Annotated in this window: 24 protein-coding genes; 7 read left to right on the top strand and 17 right to left on the bottom strand. The window is 63.8% G+C overall.

Features of this window, described 5'->3' with window-relative positions; all coding sequences use genetic code 11:
• Positions 1–7 precede the first annotated feature (7 nt).
• The 4 genes from ACFULT_RS16610 to ACFULT_RS16625 all read right to left on the bottom strand — a co-directional run bounded on the left by ACFULT_RS16610 (position 8) and on the right by ACFULT_RS16625 (position 3,574).
• Entirely contained in the window at positions 8–1,213 is a 1,206-nt protein-coding gene (locus tag ACFULT_RS16610; protein WP_378481945.1) for a PrsW family glutamic-type intramembrane protease, read from the bottom strand.
• Complete coding sequence (locus ACFULT_RS16615) at positions 1,210–1,836, bottom strand: hypothetical protein (RefSeq protein ID WP_378481946.1); 627 nt, start codon at positions 1,834–1,836, stop codon at positions 1,210–1,212. The genes ACFULT_RS16610 and ACFULT_RS16615 overlap by 4 nt, the downstream gene beginning before the upstream one ends.
• Before the next feature lie 93 nt (positions 1,837–1,929).
• Positions 1,930–2,322: an OsmC family protein gene (locus ACFULT_RS16620; RefSeq protein ID WP_378481947.1), complete on the bottom strand. Its 393-nt coding sequence runs from the start codon at positions 2,320–2,322 to the stop codon at positions 1,930–1,932.
• 67 nt (positions 2,323–2,389) lie between these two features.
• Positions 2,390–3,574, bottom strand: a complete 1,185-nt coding sequence (locus ACFULT_RS16625; RefSeq protein ID WP_378481948.1) for an NAD(P)/FAD-dependent oxidoreductase — start codon at positions 3,572–3,574, stop codon at positions 2,390–2,392.
• 142 nt (positions 3,575–3,716) lie between these two features.
• On the opposite strand from ACFULT_RS16625, the gene ACFULT_RS16630 reads away from it, so the two are divergent.
• Positions 3,717–4,613, top strand: coding sequence for a YhjD/YihY/BrkB family envelope integrity protein (locus ACFULT_RS16630; protein ID WP_094721249.1), 897 nt, complete (start codon positions 3,717–3,719; stop codon positions 4,611–4,613).
• Here ACFULT_RS16630 and ACFULT_RS16635 read toward each other — a convergent pair.
• Positions 4,531–5,211 carry a CDP-alcohol phosphatidyltransferase family protein gene (locus ACFULT_RS16635; RefSeq protein ID WP_255122925.1) on the bottom strand — a complete coding sequence of 227 codons (681 nt, stop codon included), beginning with the start codon at positions 5,209–5,211 and terminating at the stop codon, positions 4,531–4,533. The genes ACFULT_RS16630 and ACFULT_RS16635 overlap by 83 nt on opposite strands.
• 287 nt (positions 5,212–5,498) lie before the next feature.
• Between ACFULT_RS16635 and ACFULT_RS16640 the strand changes: the two genes are divergently transcribed.
• Positions 5,499–6,197: a HemK2/MTQ2 family protein methyltransferase gene (locus ACFULT_RS16640; protein ID WP_378481949.1), complete on the top strand. Its 699-nt coding sequence runs from the start codon at positions 5,499–5,501 to the stop codon at positions 6,195–6,197.
• Positions 6,181–6,387 (top strand): CDGSH iron-sulfur domain-containing protein, encoded by a 207-nt coding sequence (locus tag ACFULT_RS16645; protein ID WP_052059183.1) that lies wholly within the window; start codon positions 6,181–6,183, stop codon positions 6,385–6,387. Before ACFULT_RS16640 ends, ACFULT_RS16645 begins: the two co-directional genes overlap by 17 nt.
• A gap of 58 nt (positions 6,388–6,445) precedes the next feature.
• Here the strand turns inward: ACFULT_RS16645 and ACFULT_RS16650 are convergent, their stop codons facing one another.
• Positions 6,446–7,435: an iron-containing redox enzyme family protein gene (locus ACFULT_RS16650; RefSeq protein WP_378481950.1), complete on the bottom strand. Its 990-nt coding sequence runs from the start codon at positions 7,433–7,435 to the stop codon at positions 6,446–6,448.
• Between the two features lie 208 nt (positions 7,436–7,643).
• Between ACFULT_RS16650 and ACFULT_RS16655 the strand changes: the two genes are divergently transcribed.
• Both ACFULT_RS16655 and ACFULT_RS16660 read left to right on the top strand, forming a co-directional pair.
• A complete protein-coding gene (locus ACFULT_RS16655; RefSeq protein WP_378481951.1) occupies positions 7,644–8,126 on the top strand; it encodes a DUF6764 family protein in 483 nt (160 codons plus the stop codon).
• Between the two features lie 157 nt (positions 8,127–8,283).
• Entirely contained in the window at positions 8,284–9,186 is a 903-nt protein-coding gene (locus ACFULT_RS16660) for an oxygenase MpaB family protein (RefSeq protein WP_378481952.1), read from the top strand.
• A 60-nt stretch (positions 9,187–9,246) separates the two neighbouring features.
• Here ACFULT_RS16660 and ACFULT_RS16665 read toward each other — a convergent pair whose 3' ends face one another.
• From ACFULT_RS16665 to ACFULT_RS16690, 6 genes are all read right to left on the bottom strand, one after another.
• On the bottom strand, positions 9,247–9,894 hold the full coding sequence (locus ACFULT_RS16665; RefSeq protein WP_037106967.1) for a TetR/AcrR family transcriptional regulator: 648 nt from the start codon (positions 9,892–9,894) through the stop codon (positions 9,247–9,249).
• A 63-nt stretch (positions 9,895–9,957) separates the two neighbouring features.
• On the bottom strand, positions 9,958–10,128 hold the full coding sequence (locus ACFULT_RS16670) for a hypothetical protein (RefSeq protein ID WP_170945296.1): 171 nt from the start codon (positions 10,126–10,128) through the stop codon (positions 9,958–9,960).
• Positions 10,121–10,807 (bottom strand): DsbA family protein, encoded by a 687-nt coding sequence (locus tag ACFULT_RS16675; protein WP_037106972.1) that lies wholly within the window; start codon positions 10,805–10,807, stop codon positions 10,121–10,123. The genes ACFULT_RS16670 and ACFULT_RS16675 overlap by 8 nt, the downstream gene beginning before the upstream one ends.
• A 67-nt stretch (positions 10,808–10,874) precedes the next feature.
• Complete coding sequence (locus ACFULT_RS16680; RefSeq protein ID WP_037106975.1) at positions 10,875–11,081, bottom strand: hypothetical protein; 207 nt, start codon at positions 11,079–11,081, stop codon at positions 10,875–10,877.
• 3 nt (positions 11,082–11,084) lie between these two features.
• Positions 11,085–11,351 (bottom strand): lipopolysaccharide assembly protein LapA domain-containing protein, encoded by a 267-nt coding sequence (locus tag ACFULT_RS16685; RefSeq protein ID WP_094721255.1) that lies wholly within the window; start codon positions 11,349–11,351, stop codon positions 11,085–11,087.
• Positions 11,352–11,482: 131 nt separating this feature from the next.
• The gene (locus ACFULT_RS16690; protein WP_019664848.1) at positions 11,483–11,653 is read right to left on the bottom strand and encodes a CsbD family protein; all 171 of its coding nucleotides are present in this window, start codon (positions 11,651–11,653) and stop codon (positions 11,483–11,485) included.
• Between the two features lie 268 nt (positions 11,654–11,921).
• Between ACFULT_RS16690 and ACFULT_RS16695 the strand changes: the two genes are divergently transcribed.
• Positions 11,922–12,950 (top strand): LacI family DNA-binding transcriptional regulator, encoded by a 1,029-nt coding sequence (locus tag ACFULT_RS16695; RefSeq protein ID WP_037106980.1) that lies wholly within the window; start codon positions 11,922–11,924, stop codon positions 12,948–12,950.
• On the opposite strand, the gene ACFULT_RS16700 is transcribed toward ACFULT_RS16695, so the two are convergent.
• A complete protein-coding gene (locus ACFULT_RS16700; protein WP_378481953.1) occupies positions 12,951–13,877 on the bottom strand; it encodes a sugar phosphate isomerase/epimerase family protein in 927 nt (308 codons plus the stop codon). It lies immediately after the preceding gene.
• Between the two features lie 140 nt (positions 13,878–14,017).
• Between ACFULT_RS16700 and ACFULT_RS16705 the strand changes: the two genes are divergently transcribed.
• Positions 14,018–15,199: a phytanoyl-CoA dioxygenase family protein gene (locus tag ACFULT_RS16705; RefSeq protein ID WP_378481954.1), complete on the top strand. Its 1,182-nt coding sequence runs from the start codon at positions 14,018–14,020 to the stop codon at positions 15,197–15,199.
• An 83-nt stretch (positions 15,200–15,282) separates the two neighbouring features.
• On the opposite strand, the gene ACFULT_RS16710 is transcribed toward ACFULT_RS16705, so the two are convergent.
• From ACFULT_RS16710 to ACFULT_RS16725, 4 genes are all read right to left on the bottom strand, one after another.
• The gene (locus ACFULT_RS16710) at positions 15,283–16,722 is read right to left on the bottom strand and encodes a fatty acid desaturase family protein (RefSeq protein ID WP_378481955.1); all 1,440 of its coding nucleotides are present in this window, start codon (positions 16,720–16,722) and stop codon (positions 15,283–15,285) included.
• 20 nt (positions 16,723–16,742) lie between these two features.
• Positions 16,743–17,840: a ferredoxin reductase gene (locus tag ACFULT_RS16715; RefSeq protein WP_170945297.1), complete on the bottom strand. Its 1,098-nt coding sequence runs from the start codon at positions 17,838–17,840 to the stop codon at positions 16,743–16,745.
• Positions 17,841–18,007: 167 nt separating this feature from the next.
• Positions 18,008–19,027 (bottom strand): LLM class flavin-dependent oxidoreductase, encoded by a 1,020-nt coding sequence (locus ACFULT_RS16720; RefSeq protein WP_378481956.1) that lies wholly within the window; start codon positions 19,025–19,027, stop codon positions 18,008–18,010.
• 7 nt (positions 19,028–19,034) lie between these two features.
• Positions 19,035–19,970, bottom strand: coding sequence for an aldose 1-epimerase family protein (locus ACFULT_RS16725; protein ID WP_378481957.1), 936 nt, complete (start codon positions 19,968–19,970; stop codon positions 19,035–19,037).
• Positions 19,971–19,979: the final 9 nt, after the last annotated feature.

Here is a 19,979-nt window from a genome sequence, read left to right on the forward strand (position 1 = left end):
CGATCACCTAACTGCCGAGTGGCTGCCGGATGCCGTCCTCGGCGCGAAGACGTTCGACCTCGGCACGCGAGTGCCGCACCGCTTCGGTGTCCGCGCCCTTGGCGCTCGCGATGTCGTGTGCGAGGTCCAGGATCGCGCGTCGAAGATGCTTACGCGCTTTCCGGGCCCGCCGATTGGGCGACGACGCGCGGAATGCCTTTCTGGCCTTTCTGTCGAGAACGCCGTCCACCTCGGCGTCGGTGAGGAATCCTGCATCGACCTCGGGAGCCAGAATGTCGCGGACGAATTGGTACTCGCGTGGTGCTGCTCTGTGGAACGCGATCGTCAGCACCGTGAATGCGATGACGACGGAGGCGCACATGACGCCGAACAACAGAAGAGGATTACCTCCGCCGAGCCCGGTGGCGTCGTCCCAGGTGAAGTGCAGAAACACTCCCGCCGCAACGAAAGCAAGACCACGCCCGACCTTGCGTGCCTGTGCTTTCGTACCGATGAGGTACACCGCGCCTGCGCACACCAGCGCACTGAAGAGAGGGTGCGAGACGAAACTGACGGCTATCCGCGTGAGCGACATGTGGACGGCATTGCCCACCGGGTCGGTTCCGAACGTCCGAGCAGTGGCGTTGGCTGCGTAGAGGAAGTCCTCGAACACCGCGAACCCGAGGCCGATGAACGCGCCGACGATGAGGCCGTCGTTGGCCGTTCGGATCAGCCGAGGGGCGAGGCTCATCAGCAGGATGAAACCGCAGAGCTTGGCCGCTTCCTCGGTGATCGGTGCAGTCGCGCCTGCAGCCCAATTCGCGCTCCACACTTGGCCGAACAGCTTCGGGTAGATGCTGAGCATCGCAGTGTTGACCGTCATCGCGAAGGCAAAGGTGGCGGGGATTGCGCCCCACAGCAGTGCTGCTGCGACCAGCCGGCCTGGCTGTCGTTCCCACCGGTCGATGTGCCGGAACCACGCGAACCAGGCGAGTCCGCACAGAGTACACAGCACCGCGGACACGGCGAATCCCTCGGCGTAGAACCCGGCTCCCGGTGCGAAGAACGCCCACGCCTGGAACGCTCCGACGGCGGTGAGCGCGATGTACACCCAGAACGACAGGTTGTGGGGTTGCACGAATTCAAACCGTTCACCCCACCCGGAGACCTCGAGCGCCTCGTGCCGACGGCGCTCGGCCGCGGACGACGCGGTGTCTGTCACGGCGTCACTCATCGGTTGCTCCCGTCGACGGTCTGGATGCTGGAGATCATGTCCTTGATATCGGTTGCCGCCGCGGTCATCTGAGTGGGCGGACCGTACGCCGTGATCTTCAGGCCGGTGCCGTCGACAACGAACGCTGCGACCAGTCCGTCTCCGCGGAGGCTGCTGTAGGCCTGCACGACACCGGTTTGCCCCGCCGCTGTGGTCAGAGTGGTCCGGTCTCCGTCGACCCGGAACGACGGGTCGGTGGTGCGCGAGGTGACCTTTTCCACCTGGTCCACCAAATCGTCCGGTGTCCCGTCGAACGAGTCGGCCGTCACCTGAAACGTGACGCCGTCCCCGGATACGGTGGCGTCGCCGGATCTCCCGTCTGCTTCGCCCACACGAAACCCGGTCTCGACCTCCCAGCCTGTCCTCGGCGTGAAGGCAATCGTGTCCGTGAGTGCAAGTTGTTGACCGGCGCGCACGGTATCGCTCCAGCCGATGGCAGCATCGACGCGCGGTACGGCGACGGTGAGAACCAGAAAGACCGCGATGACGAAAAGTGCTGGCGGGAGCGTTCTTCGGTCCAGGCCGAGCACACGGTGCTCGGCTGGCACCCGTTGACGGTGCAGTCCGGGATGAGTCTGTGTCACGGGTTCCCCTCGCGGTCGTCGGTGGGAATACTTTCCCACAGAGTCCGCGGAGGCGGGGGTTACCCGATGACGTATCGGGAGGTCGAAAGAGAATCAGCCGAGACTCACATCGACGGACTCGATGACCTTCAGGAACGGACAGATCGAGACAGCTTGTGCAAGTACGGCATCGGGATCCTCGACGTCGGGTAGCTGGACTTTCAACGAGAACCGGGCGTCGTATCCGGAACTGTCGGAGTCGGTGAGAACAACTGTGCCTTCGACGGCGACGGAGTCCATGCTTCCCTCGACCGTTCCGACGGCGATGCGCAGGGATTGCACGAGACAGCTGGCCAAGGCTGCGGCCATCAACTGTTCGGGGTTGGTGGTTTCTCCTGGCCCGCCGAGCTTCTCGGGCTCGTGGACGTCGAGTGACAGAAATCCGTCGTCGGACGTCACTCCTGCTTCCGTCGCGGTTACCAGGGCGGTGTAGAGCTCAGCGGTCATGTGGTGTGGGTGTCCACAAACAAGGTCATCCAAACCGTGCGGCTCGTACGATCAGCCGGCACCGGCGTCACAGACGTCCGCGGAGAATCCTGCGCCAGTAGGCCTGCGGCAGGGCGTAGCGGTCGAACAGGAATGCCGACCTACGCGGCTTGAGCGGATCGAGGAAACTCGGAAGGGAGGACGAGACCACGAAATCTCGGTCGAACTCCCCGGCGATCAGGGTATGCGAATCGACCGCCACAGGTGCAACGGTGTAACCGTCGTAAGTCGCCAACGGCTGTGAATTCCGGGCCGCCGCGATGTTGTCGACGAGCGTCGCAGCTTGCTTGCGCAGAGCTCCGCCCGACGGGTCGGTGCCGGTTGCCGCGATGTCACCGAGCGACCAGATGGAGTCGTGGCGGACGTGCCTGAAGGTCATCGGATCGATGTCGACGAGATGGGCAGGTGTGTCATCGGCCAGGTCCGCCAGCCAGCTGGGCCCGCGAAACCGCGGGACGAGGTGGAGCAAGTCGTAGTCGATCCGGTTCCGGGTGCCACCGCCGTGAATGTGCAGGCGCTGGAGGTCCGCCTCGATCCCGGAAATGCTGGTGTCGAACAGAACTCGCACACCCAGTTCGTCGAGCCTACGGCGCAGAATGTCGTCCAAGGCAGGAACACCGACCAGATACGAGCGGTCGACGACGAGTGTGATGTCGATTCTCGGCAGCCGGCCGTCGCGTTGCCACTGCGACGCGGCGAGGAACAGCGGCTTCAGTGTGGTGCCGCTGCAGCTGACCGGTGGTCGTGGCAGCGTGAACACAGCATGCCCGGGCAGAGCAATCGAGTCGACGAGCGACGCAGTCTTCTCTGCGCGGTCGAGATAGTTGCTGGCGACAGCGGGAGTCTCGAGGGCGTCGAACACGTTGGGAAGCTCGTCCAGGTCAGGCACGAGACCAGCCGCGACGATCAGGTCTGTGTACTTGTACTCGCGGCCCGAGCTGGTGCGCACCGTTCGAGACTCCGCGTCGATCGAGACCACCGAGTCCTCGATCCACCTGCATCCATCGGGAGTCACCGACCGCTGCGTCTTCTGCGCGTCGGCCAGGCGGGCCTGGCCGGATCCGACGTAGGACAGCATCGGCCGGTACGTGTGTACCTGCTGCGGCTCGATGATGGCAACGTTGTCCGTCACGTGTTCTCGCAGCAGACGAGCGGCAGTGCTGACTCCGGCGTTGCCGCCTCCGATGATCAGAACATCGAAGGTGTCGGTCACCTCCGGCCCATGTCGAGGCGCAGAAAAGGCAGTGGGCGCGGGAGTACCGTCGAATGTCATCGTGTGAGGCATACCCAGGTAGGTCGCGCGAAAACCCGGGTCGGGGTTGATCGGCGGGTCCGCGGGGAATTGGCAACAGATCATGAACATATTGCCCAGCACTCGGAACCTCGGATCCGTCAGGCGACGAGCGTCGGCGACGGTCGCGCGATACAAGGAAATCTCGGCTACACGAGACTCGAGCGCTCTGGCCGCCACGCTGACGTTCTACGGCGCCATCGCGGTGGTGCCATTGCTGCTGTTGTCGTTGCGAGCTTGTGCTCTGGTCACGTCGGCGTCGTGGGTCGAAGCGCGAGGCGACGACGTCGCATCGTTGCTACCCGACGCGCTCGGGGCCCGGAGCGTTGTGCTGCAGCTGGTTTCGGCGGGAGCCGAGTTGAGTCTGCTGCACTGTGTACTGGCGATCTTCCCTGCCACGTTCTACGGCGAGGGCCTGCGCCGAGCCCTGACCTCGCGGAGGCGACCTCGCCCTACATCCTTAGACGGTTGGCGAGGCCGGCTTGCCCTGGTACCGGTGGCGGTGGTCGCGCCGCTTCTGCTTCTGGGCGTACTGGCGTCGGCAGAATGGCTCGCCGATGCTACGACGGGCGGGGGAGTAGCGGCCCTGGTGCTACGCGTGTGGTTGGGCTTCGTCATCGTGTGGCTCGTGCTCGGCGTCCTGGTCGCGGGTGCGTATTCGATAGTTGCGGCAGAGGACATTCCGTTTGCCGTCGTCTGGTGGTGTGCCGCGGTCACAGCGTCGTTCATCGCAGGCTTCGTTCAGGGCTTCGTTCTGTTTCTGGCGATTCCGGTGTCGCTCGGCGCGCCGTTCGGAGGCCTGACCTCTGTGGGAGCCGCGATCGCGATCGGTCTGTGGATGTGGGTGCTCCATGTCCTGCTCATCACGGGTTGGACGTTCACCCAGGCGACCGCGCAGGTTGTTGCGCAGGGACCGCGAGCCGACGATGCACCACCACCAGGAGTTGGACCAGCCCGATGAGCGCCAATCCGGCTCCGACGGCTCCGCCGGCGGTGGAGGTCCACGTCTGATCGGGGAAGAGCATGTTCGCGCCGAGTATCAGCAACACGGTGACAGCGCGAGACGGTCGTTCCCACACGGTGAGCACGCCCGCCTCCGGCATGCCGACTGCGGCCGCCCGGGCGCGAACGGATTCGTGGACGAGCGTCGAGACTGCCATCGTCGCGATCAGCGGCAGCGGCACACCCACCACGGCGGCACACGCGTAGAAACACAGATCGCTGACGCGATCAGCGGTGGAATCGAGGACCGACCCCCACGCGGATGCGCGGTCGGACATGACGGCCACCGCGCCGTCGACCCCGTCCAGCAGGGTCGACATCAGAATCAACACCATTGCCGCCAGTGCGCCCCAGCGGCCGAATCCACTCGCCGCCACCGCGATCGCCGCACAGACCAGCGCCAGGATCGTCACGGTCGTCGGGGAGACACGGCGTCGCACGAAGGGGGCAGCGCAGAGGTACATGATCCCGAGCCAGCCGTCGATCAGACGCGAAGACGACGCGTCGAGACCCCCGTGCAGGGTTGACCACTCCGCTCGGTATCGGTCACGATCCATCACGGCAATCACCTGTTCTCGCGTCCCGACGCCTGCGTATGCCGCGACGGAGGCGAATCACGGCCGGATACAAGTGCTCCGGGCACGACCGGCATCGACAGGACGAAAATTTCGACTGAAAAATGAAGAGTTGTCGGCTGCACGCTCAACCGAAGACCCTCGCTGCTTCGGGACGGATTCCCCGAACCGGCCAACTCAAACGTCAGCCGAGAGCGAGAACGACGCATGGTTCGGGTGGCGAGGATCCTCGAGGTTTGGGTCTTTCGCCAGGCGGCATACCTACCTCCATGGCGAACTCGACGGCAGTCCGTGCCGGTCACGATATGCAGAAGTTCTTCGACGTGGCGGTCGATCCGGGTGTGTATCGACCGCAGGAGGATTCGTGGCTGCTGGCGGAGGCGCTCACGGCGTCGGGAATTGCCGTCGGTGCTCGTGTCGTGGACATGTGCACCGGTTCGGGGGTTCTCGCCGTTCATGCCGCACAGTCGGGGGCTCGACGCGTGCACGCGTTCGACATCGATCCCGTTGCCGCGTCGTGTGCCCGGAAGAACGCGCGGAATGCCGAGTTGGATGTGAACGTGCGATTGGGATCGTTCGACGATGCCCGACGCGCGGGGCCGTTCGACGTGGTGGTGTGCAATCCGCCGTATGTACCGTCGGACAACGTGCCCGTCGAGCTCGGCCCCGCCCGGGCGTGGGACGCGGGCCCCACCGGCCGACTCGTACTCGATACCTTGTGCAACAACGTATTCGACATGTTGTCGCCGGGTGGGACGCTGCTGGCGGTCCAATCCGAGTTCGCAGATCCGCAGCTCACGTTGTCGATGTTGACGGCGAGAGGTATGTCCGCGGCGATCGTCGATTCACGTACGATCGGCTACGGGCCGGTCGTGTCCTCGCGCGCGGAGTGGCTCGAGAACGTGGGCATCGCGCGCACCGGTCAACGTACGGAACGATTGGTGGTCATCCGTGCCGACAAGCAATGACGGCAGGCGAACGTCGATCCGGATCGTCACCAACGGACCGATCATCGTGTCCGGTCCCGTAGACATCGAGACGGACGACGGAACCCACACTACGTCCGACCGTTTCGCGGTCGCACTTTGTACGTGCAAGCGCAGCAAGACCTATCCGCTGTGCGACACGAGCCACCGACGCAAGCAACGGCCCGCATGACGTCGCGTCACTGCTGTAGTTAGTTCACCGCTGTAGTCACGTCACCGCTGTAGTCACGTCACCGCTGCATCAGTGACGACTCGCCCTTCTGCCACGCACCCATGATGTGATCGGCAAGAGCATCCTCGACGTAGGCCAGAGCGCGCATTCCGAAGACCACGTCGCGTTCCAGTTCGGGCTCTCGGCGCAGAAGATCTCCGACGACATCGTGGCGCAGTACCTGCTCGTGAACCGCGTCGGCTTCGACGTGTTCGGCGTAGAAAGCCACGCACGCATCCGGCGCCCCGAGTCTGCGGAGACCGTCGACGAATCGTCGGGAACCCGGTGACGACGTGATCTCCGTTGCCGCCAAGTGACCGACCGTCGCTCCGCGCAGACTCCGGTGCAGGCCGAACAAAGACATCAGATTCACCCAGACCAAAGTCTGTGCAGGTACGCGGTCCAGATAACCCAGGTACGACGAGTCGAGCCCGGCTGCGTCCATCAACGCGCTCCACATTTGTTGGTGGACGTGATCGCCGCGGCCACCACCGTATTCGTCGAACTCGACCGCGACGTACGACGCCTTCGCCTGCCCGATCAACCGAGGTATGGCCCAGGCGTGCGGATCGGCTTCCTTCAGGTGGTAGAGGGACCGGTGCGTGAAGTACTCGCGCATGTGGTCCCAGGTTCCGTCGTCCCGCAGAAACCAGGACGGACCGCTGCCGCTCCGTGGTTCGACGGACAGAGCGTCCATTTCCGCAACTGCGTCGTCGCCGTCCTCGACAGCATCGCGCACGTGCGCCAAGAACGGCTGTTCGATCGACCTACGAAACGTCAGAATCTCGGGGTCCCACTCGAATTCGTCGTCTACGTCATGAAATCCGCGATAGTGAAGTTCGTAGCAGATGGACAGCGCTAATTGGGCGTCGCGGCCCACGGGATCGACGTCGGGGACGGTGGCAACCGACGCGGTCGCACCGGACAGATAGTCGACGATGGACGCGGACAATTCGCCGTCCGGTGTGGGCAAGGTGGGTGATACAGCGGCGTGCGCTGGTGCGCTCATGAGAATCGTGTACCCGCGCGGTAGCCGATCAACCGTGGTCGACCCACTGCGTGTTCGACGTTCCCGGCTCGCCGGCAGAAGAGCGGTGTTACTTTGGCGTGATCAGGTCGATGCTGATTCGAGATATTCGCGATCGACGGTCGTGCTGTCCACAGAGCAGCGTGAGGCTGGTAATCGATCTCCAAGTCGTTCCAAGGAAGGCGTCAAGATGAGAACGTTCACGAAGCTCTTCGGTGGTGCAGCAACTCTCGGCCTGGCCGCAGGCATGTCCTTTCTCGCTCCCGCCGCCGCCTCGGCTGCGCCGGTCGGATGTACCACGGCCCCCGGCGGAGCGCAGGAGGCGTCGATGGAAGGCCAGTCGCAGTGCGACAGCGTCGCCGACGGATCCAGTGCGGCCGCGGGATACGGATTCGAGGGCTGGGGTTCTGCCGCGGCGCTCGAGCAGGCGGCAGCGCTCGCCCTCGGTCTGAACGGCGGCACCGCGGTGTCCGACGCCACCGCCGGTGCGGGCCCGGCAGCGATCTCGTTCGGGCCGGGCAGTTCGGCCGTGAACGAAGGGGTGGGGCCGGGGTTGTCGATTGCGGTGGCAGGTCCTGGCGGAACTGTCACGCTGACGCCGACAGGTGCAGTGTGCACCGGTCTCAGTCTCGCGGGTAGCTTCACGACGCTTCAAGGCTGCGTCGGGCGCTAGCCGGTTTTTTGTGCCGAGAACCGGGTCGGGGATGTCCTGGTTCTCGGCTTCGTCGTGCGTCGCCGGACTCATAAACGGTCACTGTTGACTGATTACGTGTGAACCCTTACATTCACCAGTGAGCGAGTGAGGTCACTGTGACTGCATCGGAGTGCGCATGTTTCACGATCCGTGGACCACGAGAATCGAGTCTCTGGACCCGACTACCGATTACGAAGAGATATACCGCCTGCACTACTCCTACGAGTTCCCGTGGGACACGGTTCAGGCCCTCAGCTTTGCGTTGTTCCGCACCTACGCAGTCCCGACCGTCGGAAGCCTGCTGGCCGCGACGGGCGAGTTCACCGAACGTGTACAGCAGCGCTACGACGACACCAATCTGATCCTCGACCAGGTCGTCGAGTCGGGGTTCGGGAGCGTCGACGGCCGCACGGCGATCCGTCGGATGAATCGAATGCACGGTGCGTACGACATCTCCAACGAAGATTTTCTGTACGTTCTCGCGACGTTCGTGGTCGTGCCGGTCCGCTGGCTCGACAAGTTCGGATGGCGTCCGGTCGGAGTGAGTGAGCGCGACGCGATGGTCATGTACTACCGCACTCTGGGGCGGCACATGGGAATCAGGGAGATCCCCGAGACCTACGACCAGTTCGCCTGTTACATGGACGAGTACGAGGAGCAGCACTTCGCCTCCGACGTGGGCAGCACCGCCGTCGCCGACGCCACCCTCGACCTCATGTCCACGTTCGCGCCGTACAAATTCTTGCCGAAGAAGGTCTTTCGGCGAATGGCATACGCGCTGATGGACAAGCCTCTGCTCGACGCCTTCCATTACCCGGAGCCGACGAAGCTCGAACGGTCGCTTGCCGAAGCCATGGTGAAGGTGCGCGCACGTGTGGTCCGTCTCCTTCCTCCGCGTACGACGGCATACCGCGCCCGTGATCAGAAGGCGGTCCGTTCCTATCCTGCTGGGTACCGGATCTGCGAACTCGGGACGTTTCCCACGGGATGCCCGGTGGACCACGGTCCGAGTGCGACGCACCGACGCTCTCACCGGTGAGCGTGCGGCAAGAGGCATCCATGGTCGGGCGTGCTTCGGGCGCTTCGCCTACGTGCATTTCTAGTGCAGTAGAACGCTTTCCGCGTGTGAGTACCACTGGCTGAGGTGGCGATCGGTCGTCGGATCGTGCGGATCGAACGTGTAGGTCATGGCGGTGCCGCGCATGCTTGTCAGCAGAAGTTCCCTCATCTGCTTGTAGCCAGGTCGGGTCGTGCACTCCGAACCGAAGAGAGCGTCGGTCCGATCACGGATGACCTGACCCATTCGCTGTTCCACGGGCCGGAGTTCGGCTCGCAACTCGTCATTGGTGCGCGCGGCATTCCACAGCTCGTTCGATGCCCAGAAGTAGGGCTGGCTGTAGTTCGACCACATCGCGTCGATGGCTGCCCGGATCCGCGCTTTCGGTTCCTGTGGAATGTCCGAGCTGATGTGCAGACCACGGATGCGCTCGAGCGCCAAGTGGTGGACTGCGGCACTGAGCAACTTCTCGCGCGAGGGAAAGTGATGCAGCAATCGGCCGCGAGACACCCCGGCCTGCTGCTGGATCCGCAGAGTCGACGCCCCCGAATATCCCTGCTCGATCAGCACGGTGACTGCGGCACTCAGGATTTTGCCCTGGGTCTCCCGGCTGCGGTCCTGCTGGCGGCGGCCGGTTCTGGACGGCTCGGCCCACGGTCGATCCGAGTGGGGCTGATCGATACTGGACACGGCCGTCAGTCTAGTGACCACGGGATCTCGCTCGAGTCACCACGCGGTGCAGCACCGGTTCGTCTACGTCGGGTCGGCCGCGCGAGCGAAATGGCTGGTGGAATCGGGGGCGTCGTAGAGCGCTTCTTTATCGGCCGGGGGCCACGCGCACACGCCGCCCGCGCATGCCTCGGCGGGTTCACCGAGCATCCGGAACGGAATGCCCGGACCGTCCCCAGGCGTCTGGTCAGACATCGGCCGCGGCGGTGTCGGCTGTGGTTTCTGCAGCGACTGTGCGCAGGACGTCAGCGAACGCGCTGGGTTCCTGTGCACCCGAGACCCCGTACTTGCCGTTGATCACGAAGAAGGGGACACCGGTGATACCGAAGGTGCGGGCTTGGTCGATGTCGGATGCGACAGCATCCGAATACCTGCCCTCCGTCAGTGCCGCTTCGGCGTCCGCCCGGTCGAGTCCGATATCGGAGGCGAGGTCGGCCAGATCGGATATCCGTCCGACGTGCCTGCCCTCGGTGAAATAGGCCAGGAAGAGGCGCTCGGCAAGCTCGAGCTGCTTGTCGTGTGCTTTGGCATGATGAAGGAGTTCGTGCGCTTTCAGCGTCTTGGTGTGCTGTAGCGCGTCGAAGTCGTAGTCCAGCCCGACGGACGCGGCGATGCTTCCGACGTGCGCAAGCATCTGCTGAACCTGATCGGCGGGGATTCCCTTGTGTCCCGACAGGAAGTCGACCTCGGAGCCGTCGAAGTCCACCGGGGTGTCCGGTGCAAGCTCGAAGCTGTGGTACACGATGTGGACGTTTCCGCCCTGGCCGGAGGCCGCGAGACCTTCTTCGAAGCGGCGCTTACCTATGTAGCACCACGGGCAGGCGATATCGGACCAGATGTCGACGGTGATCGGAGCCATGAGGAAGAGAACCATCGCCTGTCACCGATTGTTCCCGACGTTCGACTTCGATTGCCGTCGACACGAGTGTCTGCCTACGTCGTCATGCGGCGTGCTTACCGGAGGCCTTATCCGCTCGGCGCTCGGCGAACCGCCCGCTTTTAGTCAACACCTTGGAGATCATGTTCGGCTTGCCGGAGCGCTTCTCGATGGCCAGACCGGCCAGCATCAGGATTCGCGCGAGAATCGGAAGTGCGATCGCGACGAACAGGTACCGGTACAAGTACTTTCGAGCCAGAAGTGGAAGCATCGGTCAACGCACCGCGCGTCGAAGCCGGAGTGCCGCAACCACCGCGAGGGTGATGACGGCGCCGACTGCAGCGGCGCCCAACAGTGACACGCCCTGAGCGAGGTCGAAGTTCCACCCGATGAAGTTGATCTGCGTGTGCACCGTGTTCTGCAGCACGAAGACGACGAGCGCGACGGCCAGGAGCAGGGCGACTATCAGCGCGAGCTTGGAGGTGATACCTCCGCGGCGGCGTGGTGCGGGGCGTACGGAGGTGGAGTCGGTGGTGGTCATGGTGATTCCTCGGGGCTGAGATGTAGCTGGGCTGAATGAACTCGGCGGACTTGTCGTGCTGGGAATCCGGGCGCCGCGGGGTCCAGGTGCTGCCTTGGACCCTGCCGGGGCCTGGATTGTCGAGGGCAGGTCTACTTGAACGTGTCCTTGATGTTCTCGCCGACCTTCTTCACGCCTGCGGATCCCTGGTCCTTCTTGCCTTCTGCCTCGAGATCCTTGTTGTTCGTCGCGTCACCCACGACCTCCTTGGCCTTGCCCAATGCGTCTTCTGCTGCGTTCTTGGCCTTGTCGATGAAGCTCATCCGAGCACCTCTTCTATGTGTGATTGAAAATTGCAGATACTCAGTCGGTTCCCGAGGGGCAAAGCAAACGCGGGTGTGATGTGAATCACATTCATGGCTGGCGGACGGCATCGTTTCGTATGGAGGCACGCCCGGGCAGGCTCCTGGTTCGCGGGGCCTGCGAGATGCTGGATTCAGGCAAAATCGGTTCACGGCCGCTGATATTCTCTGCGGGTACGGTGATGGATTGTTGCGCCGTGCGGATGCCGAAATCCCATCAGGAGCACGCATGCCCCACCGATACCGGGTGCGCGAGATAGCCCAGCAGGCCGAACTCAGCGAAGCCACCGTCGATCGAGTGTTGAACAAGCGTCCCGGGGTTCGCGAATCGACCAAGGATGCGGTCGAGAAAGCGATCGCAGACCTCGACAATCAGCGCGCTCAGCTGCGAGTCGCGGGGCGCAAGTTCATGTTCGACGTGGTCATGTCCGCGCCCCATCGGTTCTCGGGCGCAGTCAAGCGCGCGATCGAGGCCGAGCTACCGGCTCTCGAACCTGCGTCGGTCCGAGCTCGATTTCACCTCCAGGAGCACGGATCCGTCGACTTGCTCGTCGAGCGGCTGGACCGGATCGCAACCGGGTCGTCCCACGGAGTCATCGTGAAGGCGCCCGCAGTTCCGGACATCGTCGACGCGATCGACCGGGTCGTCGCAGCTGGAATACCCGTCGTCACCCACGTCACCGACGTGCCAGGGAGCCGACGGGTCGGCTACGTCGGAATCGACAATCGGGCAGCAGGGGAGACGGCCGCGTACCTGGTCACCAAAATGCTCGGCGAGACACCCGGGGACGTGCTGATCACCCTGAGCAGCAACTCCTACCGCGGTGAGGAAGAACGAGAGATCGGATTCAGAAGTGCCATGCGCAGGATCTCCGGAATCGAGGACAACCGTCCGCGGTCGGTGGTGGAGATCGCGGAGAACGACGGGCTCGATTCACGGGTCGAGACTCTGGTTCTCGATGCGCTGGAACGTAATCCGAACATCGTGGCCGTTTACTCGTGCGGCGGCGGCAACTCCGCGATCGTGCGTGCGTTCGACAAACTCGGCCGCGGCTGTTCGGTGTTCGTGGCCCACGACCTGGACGCCGACAACCGTGAACTGCTGTACCGGCATCGCATCACCGTCGTGCTCGATCACGACCTCCGTGCGGACGCCAATCGAGCATGCCGGATGCTGATGCACGCGCAAGGCGCGCTGGCGCCGGTGTCCGCCAAGTCGTCGGCGATTCGCGTACTCACCCCGTTCAACATGTTCTGACTATTCGACGAAGGCGCGTGCGGTGTCGATCGCTCGTTTCAGGGCGAGATCGAGGGCAGTGGAACGAAATTCGGTCGAGAGGATCTCCGTACCCCACGTACCGGTGTAACCGATGTCGCGCAGGACCCCGACCAGTCCGGTGAGATCGAACGTGCCGTCGCCGCAGAGCCGACGATTGTCCATCGTGTCGGACAGCAACGTACCCACCACCTCTGCATCGGCGTCGTCCAGTTCGATTCCGAAGACGACATCCGACGTCAGCGAGTCGCGCAGTTCGTCCAACTTCGTGCCCGCCCGAAACACGTGCCACGCGTCGACGATGATCCCGCAATCGGGGTGACCGGTGGATCGGGCGAGATCGGCCCCGGCAGGGATGGTCGAGACGATCGAGAACGGCATCGGTTCGAGCGCGATCCGCGTTCCGTGTTCTGCGGCCTGGCGGGTGAGTTCCAGCAGCGGTTCGGTGTACGGAGCGAGGTCGCGAGGTTCTGCGTTCTCCGAGCCGATCTTGATGTGAGTCGGACCGAGCACGTCGGATGCGCGGAACAGCAAGTCACGGACGGCGAAGGTGTTGCCGTCCTCGCCTCGCGGAATCCACCATTTCTCCAGCAATTCGATCTCGACGAACTTCAGCGGCGAATCGTCCAACATCGCTCGGAGAGTGCGCAATCCGACGCCGGCCTCGATCGCGGCCAGATCCGCCGCCACGATGCCCATCCCGGCGAAACCCGCGGACGCGACGGCGGCGATGCGTTCGGTGATGGGAATCGGGCTCAGCGCGGGGGAGGCGTCGGGACGCACGTTTCCTGCGGACGTCCAGCACGCGGCGATCATGTCGGCGGGGACTCGGGTCGCATTGTCCGTGGACTTCACCGGCTCATCGGAGATCATCTGCTCATCGTCCCCGGGAACGCTGGTCTCGATCAACGGGCCGATCCATCAAATTCCCCTCGAGAAGCGCGTCCGTTGCTCGAGGGGATCTTGATGGTTTTTTTCGTTGATCGGCCACATCCGTCTTGGCAAGCTTGCATCCAGGAACGATCCCCCGAACTTCGAGGAACCTCATCATGACCAATGACATCCGGCAGACCCCGCGGACCGACAGGCTCAGCGAATCGGACTGCAACATCGACCGATTTCGTGAGCTCGTCGCGCAGACCACCGAACTGGCGGACTACCCCCATGCGGCCGACGTCGCGTCGAACGTCCTGATCTACGACGCCGCCGCGCTGACGGCACAGGCCGCAGATGCGGACGCCCGCTCGGACATCCAGGACGAGCTCGCCGACGCTTTGCTGAACGGTCCGGGCATCGTGGTGTTCAAGAAGGCGTTCACGTCGGAGAACGCGCTTGCGGAGACGACGGCGGAGTACCGGCGAATCATCGAGCAGCAGCACGCAACCGGCGTCGTCGGTGGCGATCACTTCGCCAAGCCGGGCGCCAACGACAGGATCTGGTCTGCGCTGCAGAAGCTGGCCTTGGCGCAGCCGGAGCTCTACGCCCGCTACTACTCCAACGACATTCTCGCTCTCGTCTCCGAGGCATGGCTCGGCCCGATGTATCAGGTCACCTCGGCGATCAACGTCGTCAATCCCGGTGGTGCGGCTCAGAACCCCCACCGCGACTACCATCTCGGCTTCATGTCGACGGACACCGCCGCGAAATTCCGTGCGCACGTCCATCGTCTGTCGCCCGCCCTCACCCTCCAGGGTGCAGTTGCTCACTGCGACATGCCGATCGAGAGCGGCCCGACGATGTACCTTCCCTACTCCCAGAAGTTCGAGGCCGGGTACATCGCGTTCAACTTGCCCGAGTTCCGGGAGTACTTCGCGGAGAACTACATTCAGCTTCCGTTGGAGGAGGGCGACGCCGTCTTCTTCAACCCGGCGCTGTTCCATGCGGCAGGTCACAACACGTCGACGGACATCTACCGCATGGCGAACCTACTGCAGGTCTCCTCGGCGTTCGGACGCGCACTGGACAGCGTCGACCGTGAAGCCATCGGATCGGCTCTGTACCCGACGTTGCTCGAGTGGACCCAGAGTGGCCGCACCCGTGACGTCGAGAACGTCATCGCTGCGTCGGCCGAAGGGTACGCCTTCCCGTCGAACCTCGATCTGGACCAGCCGTTGACGGGGTTGGCGGGCGAGACTCATGCCGAACTGGTCAAGCGTGCCGTCGACAGCCGCATGAGCGCAGCCGAGTTCGACGCCGCCGCCCGGGCCCTGTACACACGCCACGAGGCCTGAGCACACCCAGCACGAAAATCGTCGGGCGTCCTCGGTTCCATGAACCGAGAACGCCCGACGTGGTGTGCTGTGAACCGAGACCGTCAGTCGTCACCGCGGGGCGGCGGTTCGACGTCGACGCCACCGGACGAGTGCTCCGGACCTGCGTCCGGATGGCCCGCGGGAACACGGCTACGTGACCGCGCGGCCTCGCTCTCGGAGGGAGCATCGTCGAACTTGCGGCGCCATGCCTCCTCCGGGCGGTACGGTCCGGGCTTGGGCCGAGCCTTCCCGCCGGGAAGCGCAAGACGCGCGATGGTGCGGTGGACCATGGTCCATTGCTGGATGAGCGGACCACTGTTGTACGGGAGCTGGTACCGCTCGCAGATGTCCTTGATCTTGGGCGACACCTCGGAGTACCTGGTGCTCGGCATGTCCGGGTACAGATGATGCTCGACCTGGTAACTCAAGTTGCCGCTCATCAGGTGGAACAGCGGCCCGCCGTCGATGTTCGCTGCGCCGACCAGCTGACGGACGTACCACCCGCCCCGTGTCTCGTTCTCCACTTCCTCCTGGCTGAAGGTGTAGGCCTGATCCGGGAAGTGACCGCAGAAGATGATGCCGTGCGACCACACGTTCCTGATGATGTTGGCGGTGAAGTTCGCGGCAAGGGTGGCCAGGAATGTGCTCTCGACGCCGCTGAATCGGGAATCGAGGAAACCGGTCGTCCTCTTCGACTTTCCGAAGCGACTGGAGCCACGCAGTTTCGCGGCGAGTCTCGACTTCTTGCTCTCGCGTATACGGCCGCCGCTCGCCAGCTGCGCCAGAGCGAACGCGCCGGCACTGATGGTCGGCCAACCCACGTAGTCCTTGACGAACTGCCTACGCGCTTTACCTGCGATTCCTTTGAGATCGCGGACCAGTTCCTTCACGGGCTTTTCGCCCCGGCGGATCGCTTCGATGTCCAGATCGTGAAGCGCGACTCCCCATTCGAAGAACGCCATCAGCAACACGTTGTAGAACGGCTGAGCCAGATAAACGGGGTGCCACTTCTGGTTGGGGTCGATGCGCATGATCTCGTACCCGAGATCCTTGTCCTTGCCACGAATGTTCGTATACGTGTGGTGGACGTAGTTGTGCGAGTGCTTCCACGACTGCGCCGTCGACGCGGTGTCCCAGTCCCACACCGACGAGTGGATCTCCGGATCGTTCATCCAGTCCCACTGACCGTGCATGACGTTGTGGCCGATTTCCATGTTCTCGAGAATCTTCGCGATCCCGAGGCACGCGGTACCTGCAACCCAGGCGGGCTTGCTCGTCGAGCCCAGAAGCAGAACTCTGCCGGCAACCAACAACTGCCGTTGAGCTGCGATGACGGACGTGATGTACTTGCGGTCCTTGGCGCCGAGGCTCGCGTACACCTCGTCGTGAATGGCGTCGAACTCCTTGGCGAGCTCGGCTATGGTCTCGTCGCTCAGATGCGCCAGAGGATTGACCGGTTCGGTCCTGCTCGGGTCGGTCCTGGTTGCGTCGTCGATCGTCATCTATGTCCTCCCAGAAGATGTCAAAGCTCGATTTCGATGTCGCCTTCCGCTGTGTTCACGCAGATGCGTACCGCTTGGCCGGTCGGTTCGGAGACGTCCCCGTTTCGAAGGTCCCGTATCCGTCCGGATTTCAGAGTTCCCACGCAGGTGTGGCAGATGCCGATCCTGCACCCGAAGGTGAGGTCGAGACCGGCATCCTCACCGGCCGCGAGAATGGTCGTTCCACCGTCGCATTCGACCTTCTTCTGGCTGTTGGTGAACGCGACCACGCCGCCTTCACCTTCCTCCGCGTTCCCCCCGATGACCGGTTGAAAACTCTCGTGGTGAAATCTGTCGTAATCGCCCTGGTCTTTCCAGTAGGACTTCAGATCGTCCAGATGCTCACCCGGGCCGGAGCAGAATGCGTCACGTTCTCGCCAGTCGGGAACCAGCTCGTCCAGTTCGGTCGCCTTCATGCGTCCTTCGTCGCTGGTGATGCGCAGCTTCACGCTGAGGCCGTCGTGCTTGGCCTCCAGCTCGTCGAGGGTGTCCGCGAACATGAGCTGCTCGCGGGTGTGAACCGAGTGAACCACGACGATGTCTCGGACCTGGTCGTGGTGGTCGAGGCTGCGTAGCATGCTGATGATCGGCGTGATGCCGCTGCCTGCGCTGATGAAGACCATCTTGTCCGGCAGCGGGTCGGGAAGGGTGAACTCGCCCTCGACCTCGCTGAGACGGACGATGTCGCCCGTGCGGATGGTGCCGACGAGGTACGGCGACACAGTCCCCTCGGGTACGAGCTTGGGACTGACGCTGACCAGTCCGTCTACGGGGTCCGGGTCGGACGTCAACGAGTACGCCCGCCAGTGGTAGCGCCCGTCGATGAGGACACCGAGCCGGACGTACTGTCCGGGTATGTGACCAGCCCATTCGAAGCCGGGGCGGATGAAGACGGATACCGCCTCCGAGCCCTCCGGCGCGACCCGAACGACCTGCCCACGCAGTTCCCGCGTCGTCCACAACGGGTTGATCAACGCAAGATAGTCGTCCGGTCTCAATGGATTGAACAACATTCGAACCGCGCGAAGCGCTGTTCTTCGCACAAAAGATACCTGGGGCTTGGCCCCCCGCTCTGCCACACCTGAAACGTAACGCCAACACCCGCGTCTGTGTCGGAAAACCGCGAAATGAGCCGAAATCAATTGTATTTCAAATTGATTGGCTCATTTCGGCGGCATACGAATGCCCGGGCCCCCGCAGCCGATTACGCGAGTAACCGGTCCGACCGGGGCTCAAACATCGTCGGTCAGCGCCAGCCCAGAGCAGGAGCGACGTCGCGGAGCAGAGCCTCCATGACGTGTGCGCAGTAGTCCACGCCCAGCTGGTTCGGGACGGTGATCAACACAGTGTCGGCGGCCGCGATGGCCTCGTCGCCCGCCAGTTCCTCGATCAGCTGATCGGGCTCGCCTGCGTACGACTTGCCGAAACGTGCGATGCCGCCGTCGATGTATCCGACCTGATCCTGGCCGTCGGCCTGACGTCCGAAGTAGGCCCGGTCGAGATCGCTGACGATGGGAAAGATGCTGCGGCTGACAGAAACTCGTGGCTGGTGCGAATGACCGACGTCGGCCCAGGTCTTGCGGAACCGTTCGATCTGTTCGGCCTGCAGCTGATGGAACGGAATGCCCGTGTCCTCGGTGAGCAGCGTCGAACTCATCAGGTTCATGCCCTGCCGTGCCGTCCACTCAGCAGTGTCGCGGTTGCCCGCACCCCACCAGATCCGCTCGCGTAGCCCTGCCGAATGCGGCTCGAGGCGTAGCAGCCCCGGGGGGTTCGGGAACATCGGACGCGGGTTCGGCTGGGCGAACCCTTTGCCTTCCAGCAGCTCGAGGAAGACGCGAGTGTGTTCGCGCGCCATCTCGGCGTGGTCGGATCCACCCTTCGGGGAGTACCCGAAGTGCTTGTATCCCTCGATGACCTGCTCGGGCGATCCGCGGCTGATGCCGAGCTGCAGTCTCCCTCCGGATATCAGGTCCGCCGACCCTGCGTCCTCCGTCATGTAGAAGGGGTTCTCGTACCGCATATCGATAACGCCGGTACCGATCTCGATGGTGCTCGTCTTCGCTCCGATGGCTGCGAGCAGCGGAAATGGCGACGAAAGTTGGTTGGCGAAGTGATGGACGCGGTAGTACGCGCCGTCAGCTCCCAATTCCTCGGCGGCGACCGCCAAATCGATGGATTGCAGCAGAACGTCGGAGGCCGAGCGCGTCTGCGACTGGGGCGACGGCGTCCAATGGCCGAAGGAAAGAAACCCTATCTTCTTCATTGTCGCTTCAACCGTTCTTCTGGCGTGGTTGTTCCGCGTCCACCTTCACGGTGCAGGAGAACGCACGATCCTGCCCGGGCGGTATCGCCAGACTTGCCGGTCTGCTACCCAACTCTCCGTCCGACGTCTCCAGAGCGGGCAGACCCGCCCACGGTTCCAAGCACACGAAACCCGCGCCCGACGGCGGAGACCACACCGCGAATTGCTCGAAACCGGCCCATGTCAGCGTCAGGGATCCCGTGGCCTCGGACCGGTACCGGACCTCGGTCCCCGAGACCCGCTCGAAGACCACAGCGCCTGCGTCGAACAGTGTGTCGGTGAGGTTCAGAGTTCGCCCCGCCAGCGGAGACGGCTGGGACTGGGGCATCGGGACACCGTCGACGACGCGGTGGACGCGGTCGGCCTGATCCTCGGCGAACACGACGGTGCTGGAGTTGCGTGCACCCGGTTCGGTCGGCCACAGAAACGCCGTGTGCAGCCCGAAGGACGCGGGCATGGACCGCGAACCAGTGTTGGCGATGGTGTAGTCGGACGTCAGGTAGCTGCCACGCACGCGGTGGCGAACCCGAAGGGCGAAATCGAACGGGTAGTGCCGGCGTGTGTGATCGTCGGAGACGAGCTCGAACTCGGCCGTGTCGTCGGACGTGTCGACCAGCGTGAATGCCATGTCCCGCGCGAACCCGTGCTGCGGCATCGGATACACCACCCCGTCCACGGTGACCGAGTCGGCGGGCGATCTGCCGATGCACGGAAACAGGATCGGGGCGTGCCGACGCCACTGCGGACCCGCGTCCCACAACAATTCTCGCCCGGACGGTGTTCGTACGGACACCAACTCCGCGCCCACCGACGCGACGGTCACATTCCAGCCGCTTCCAGTCAGTGTCGCGCCGCGAGAACCCGAGGAAGACGGCGGCTGCGACTCCGGTGTCGTGGGTACCATCGTCCGAAC

The organism is Rhodococcus sp. NPDC057297 (assembly GCF_042667435.1).
GTDB lineage: Bacteria > Actinomycetota > Actinomycetes > Mycobacteriales > Mycobacteriaceae > Rhodococcoides.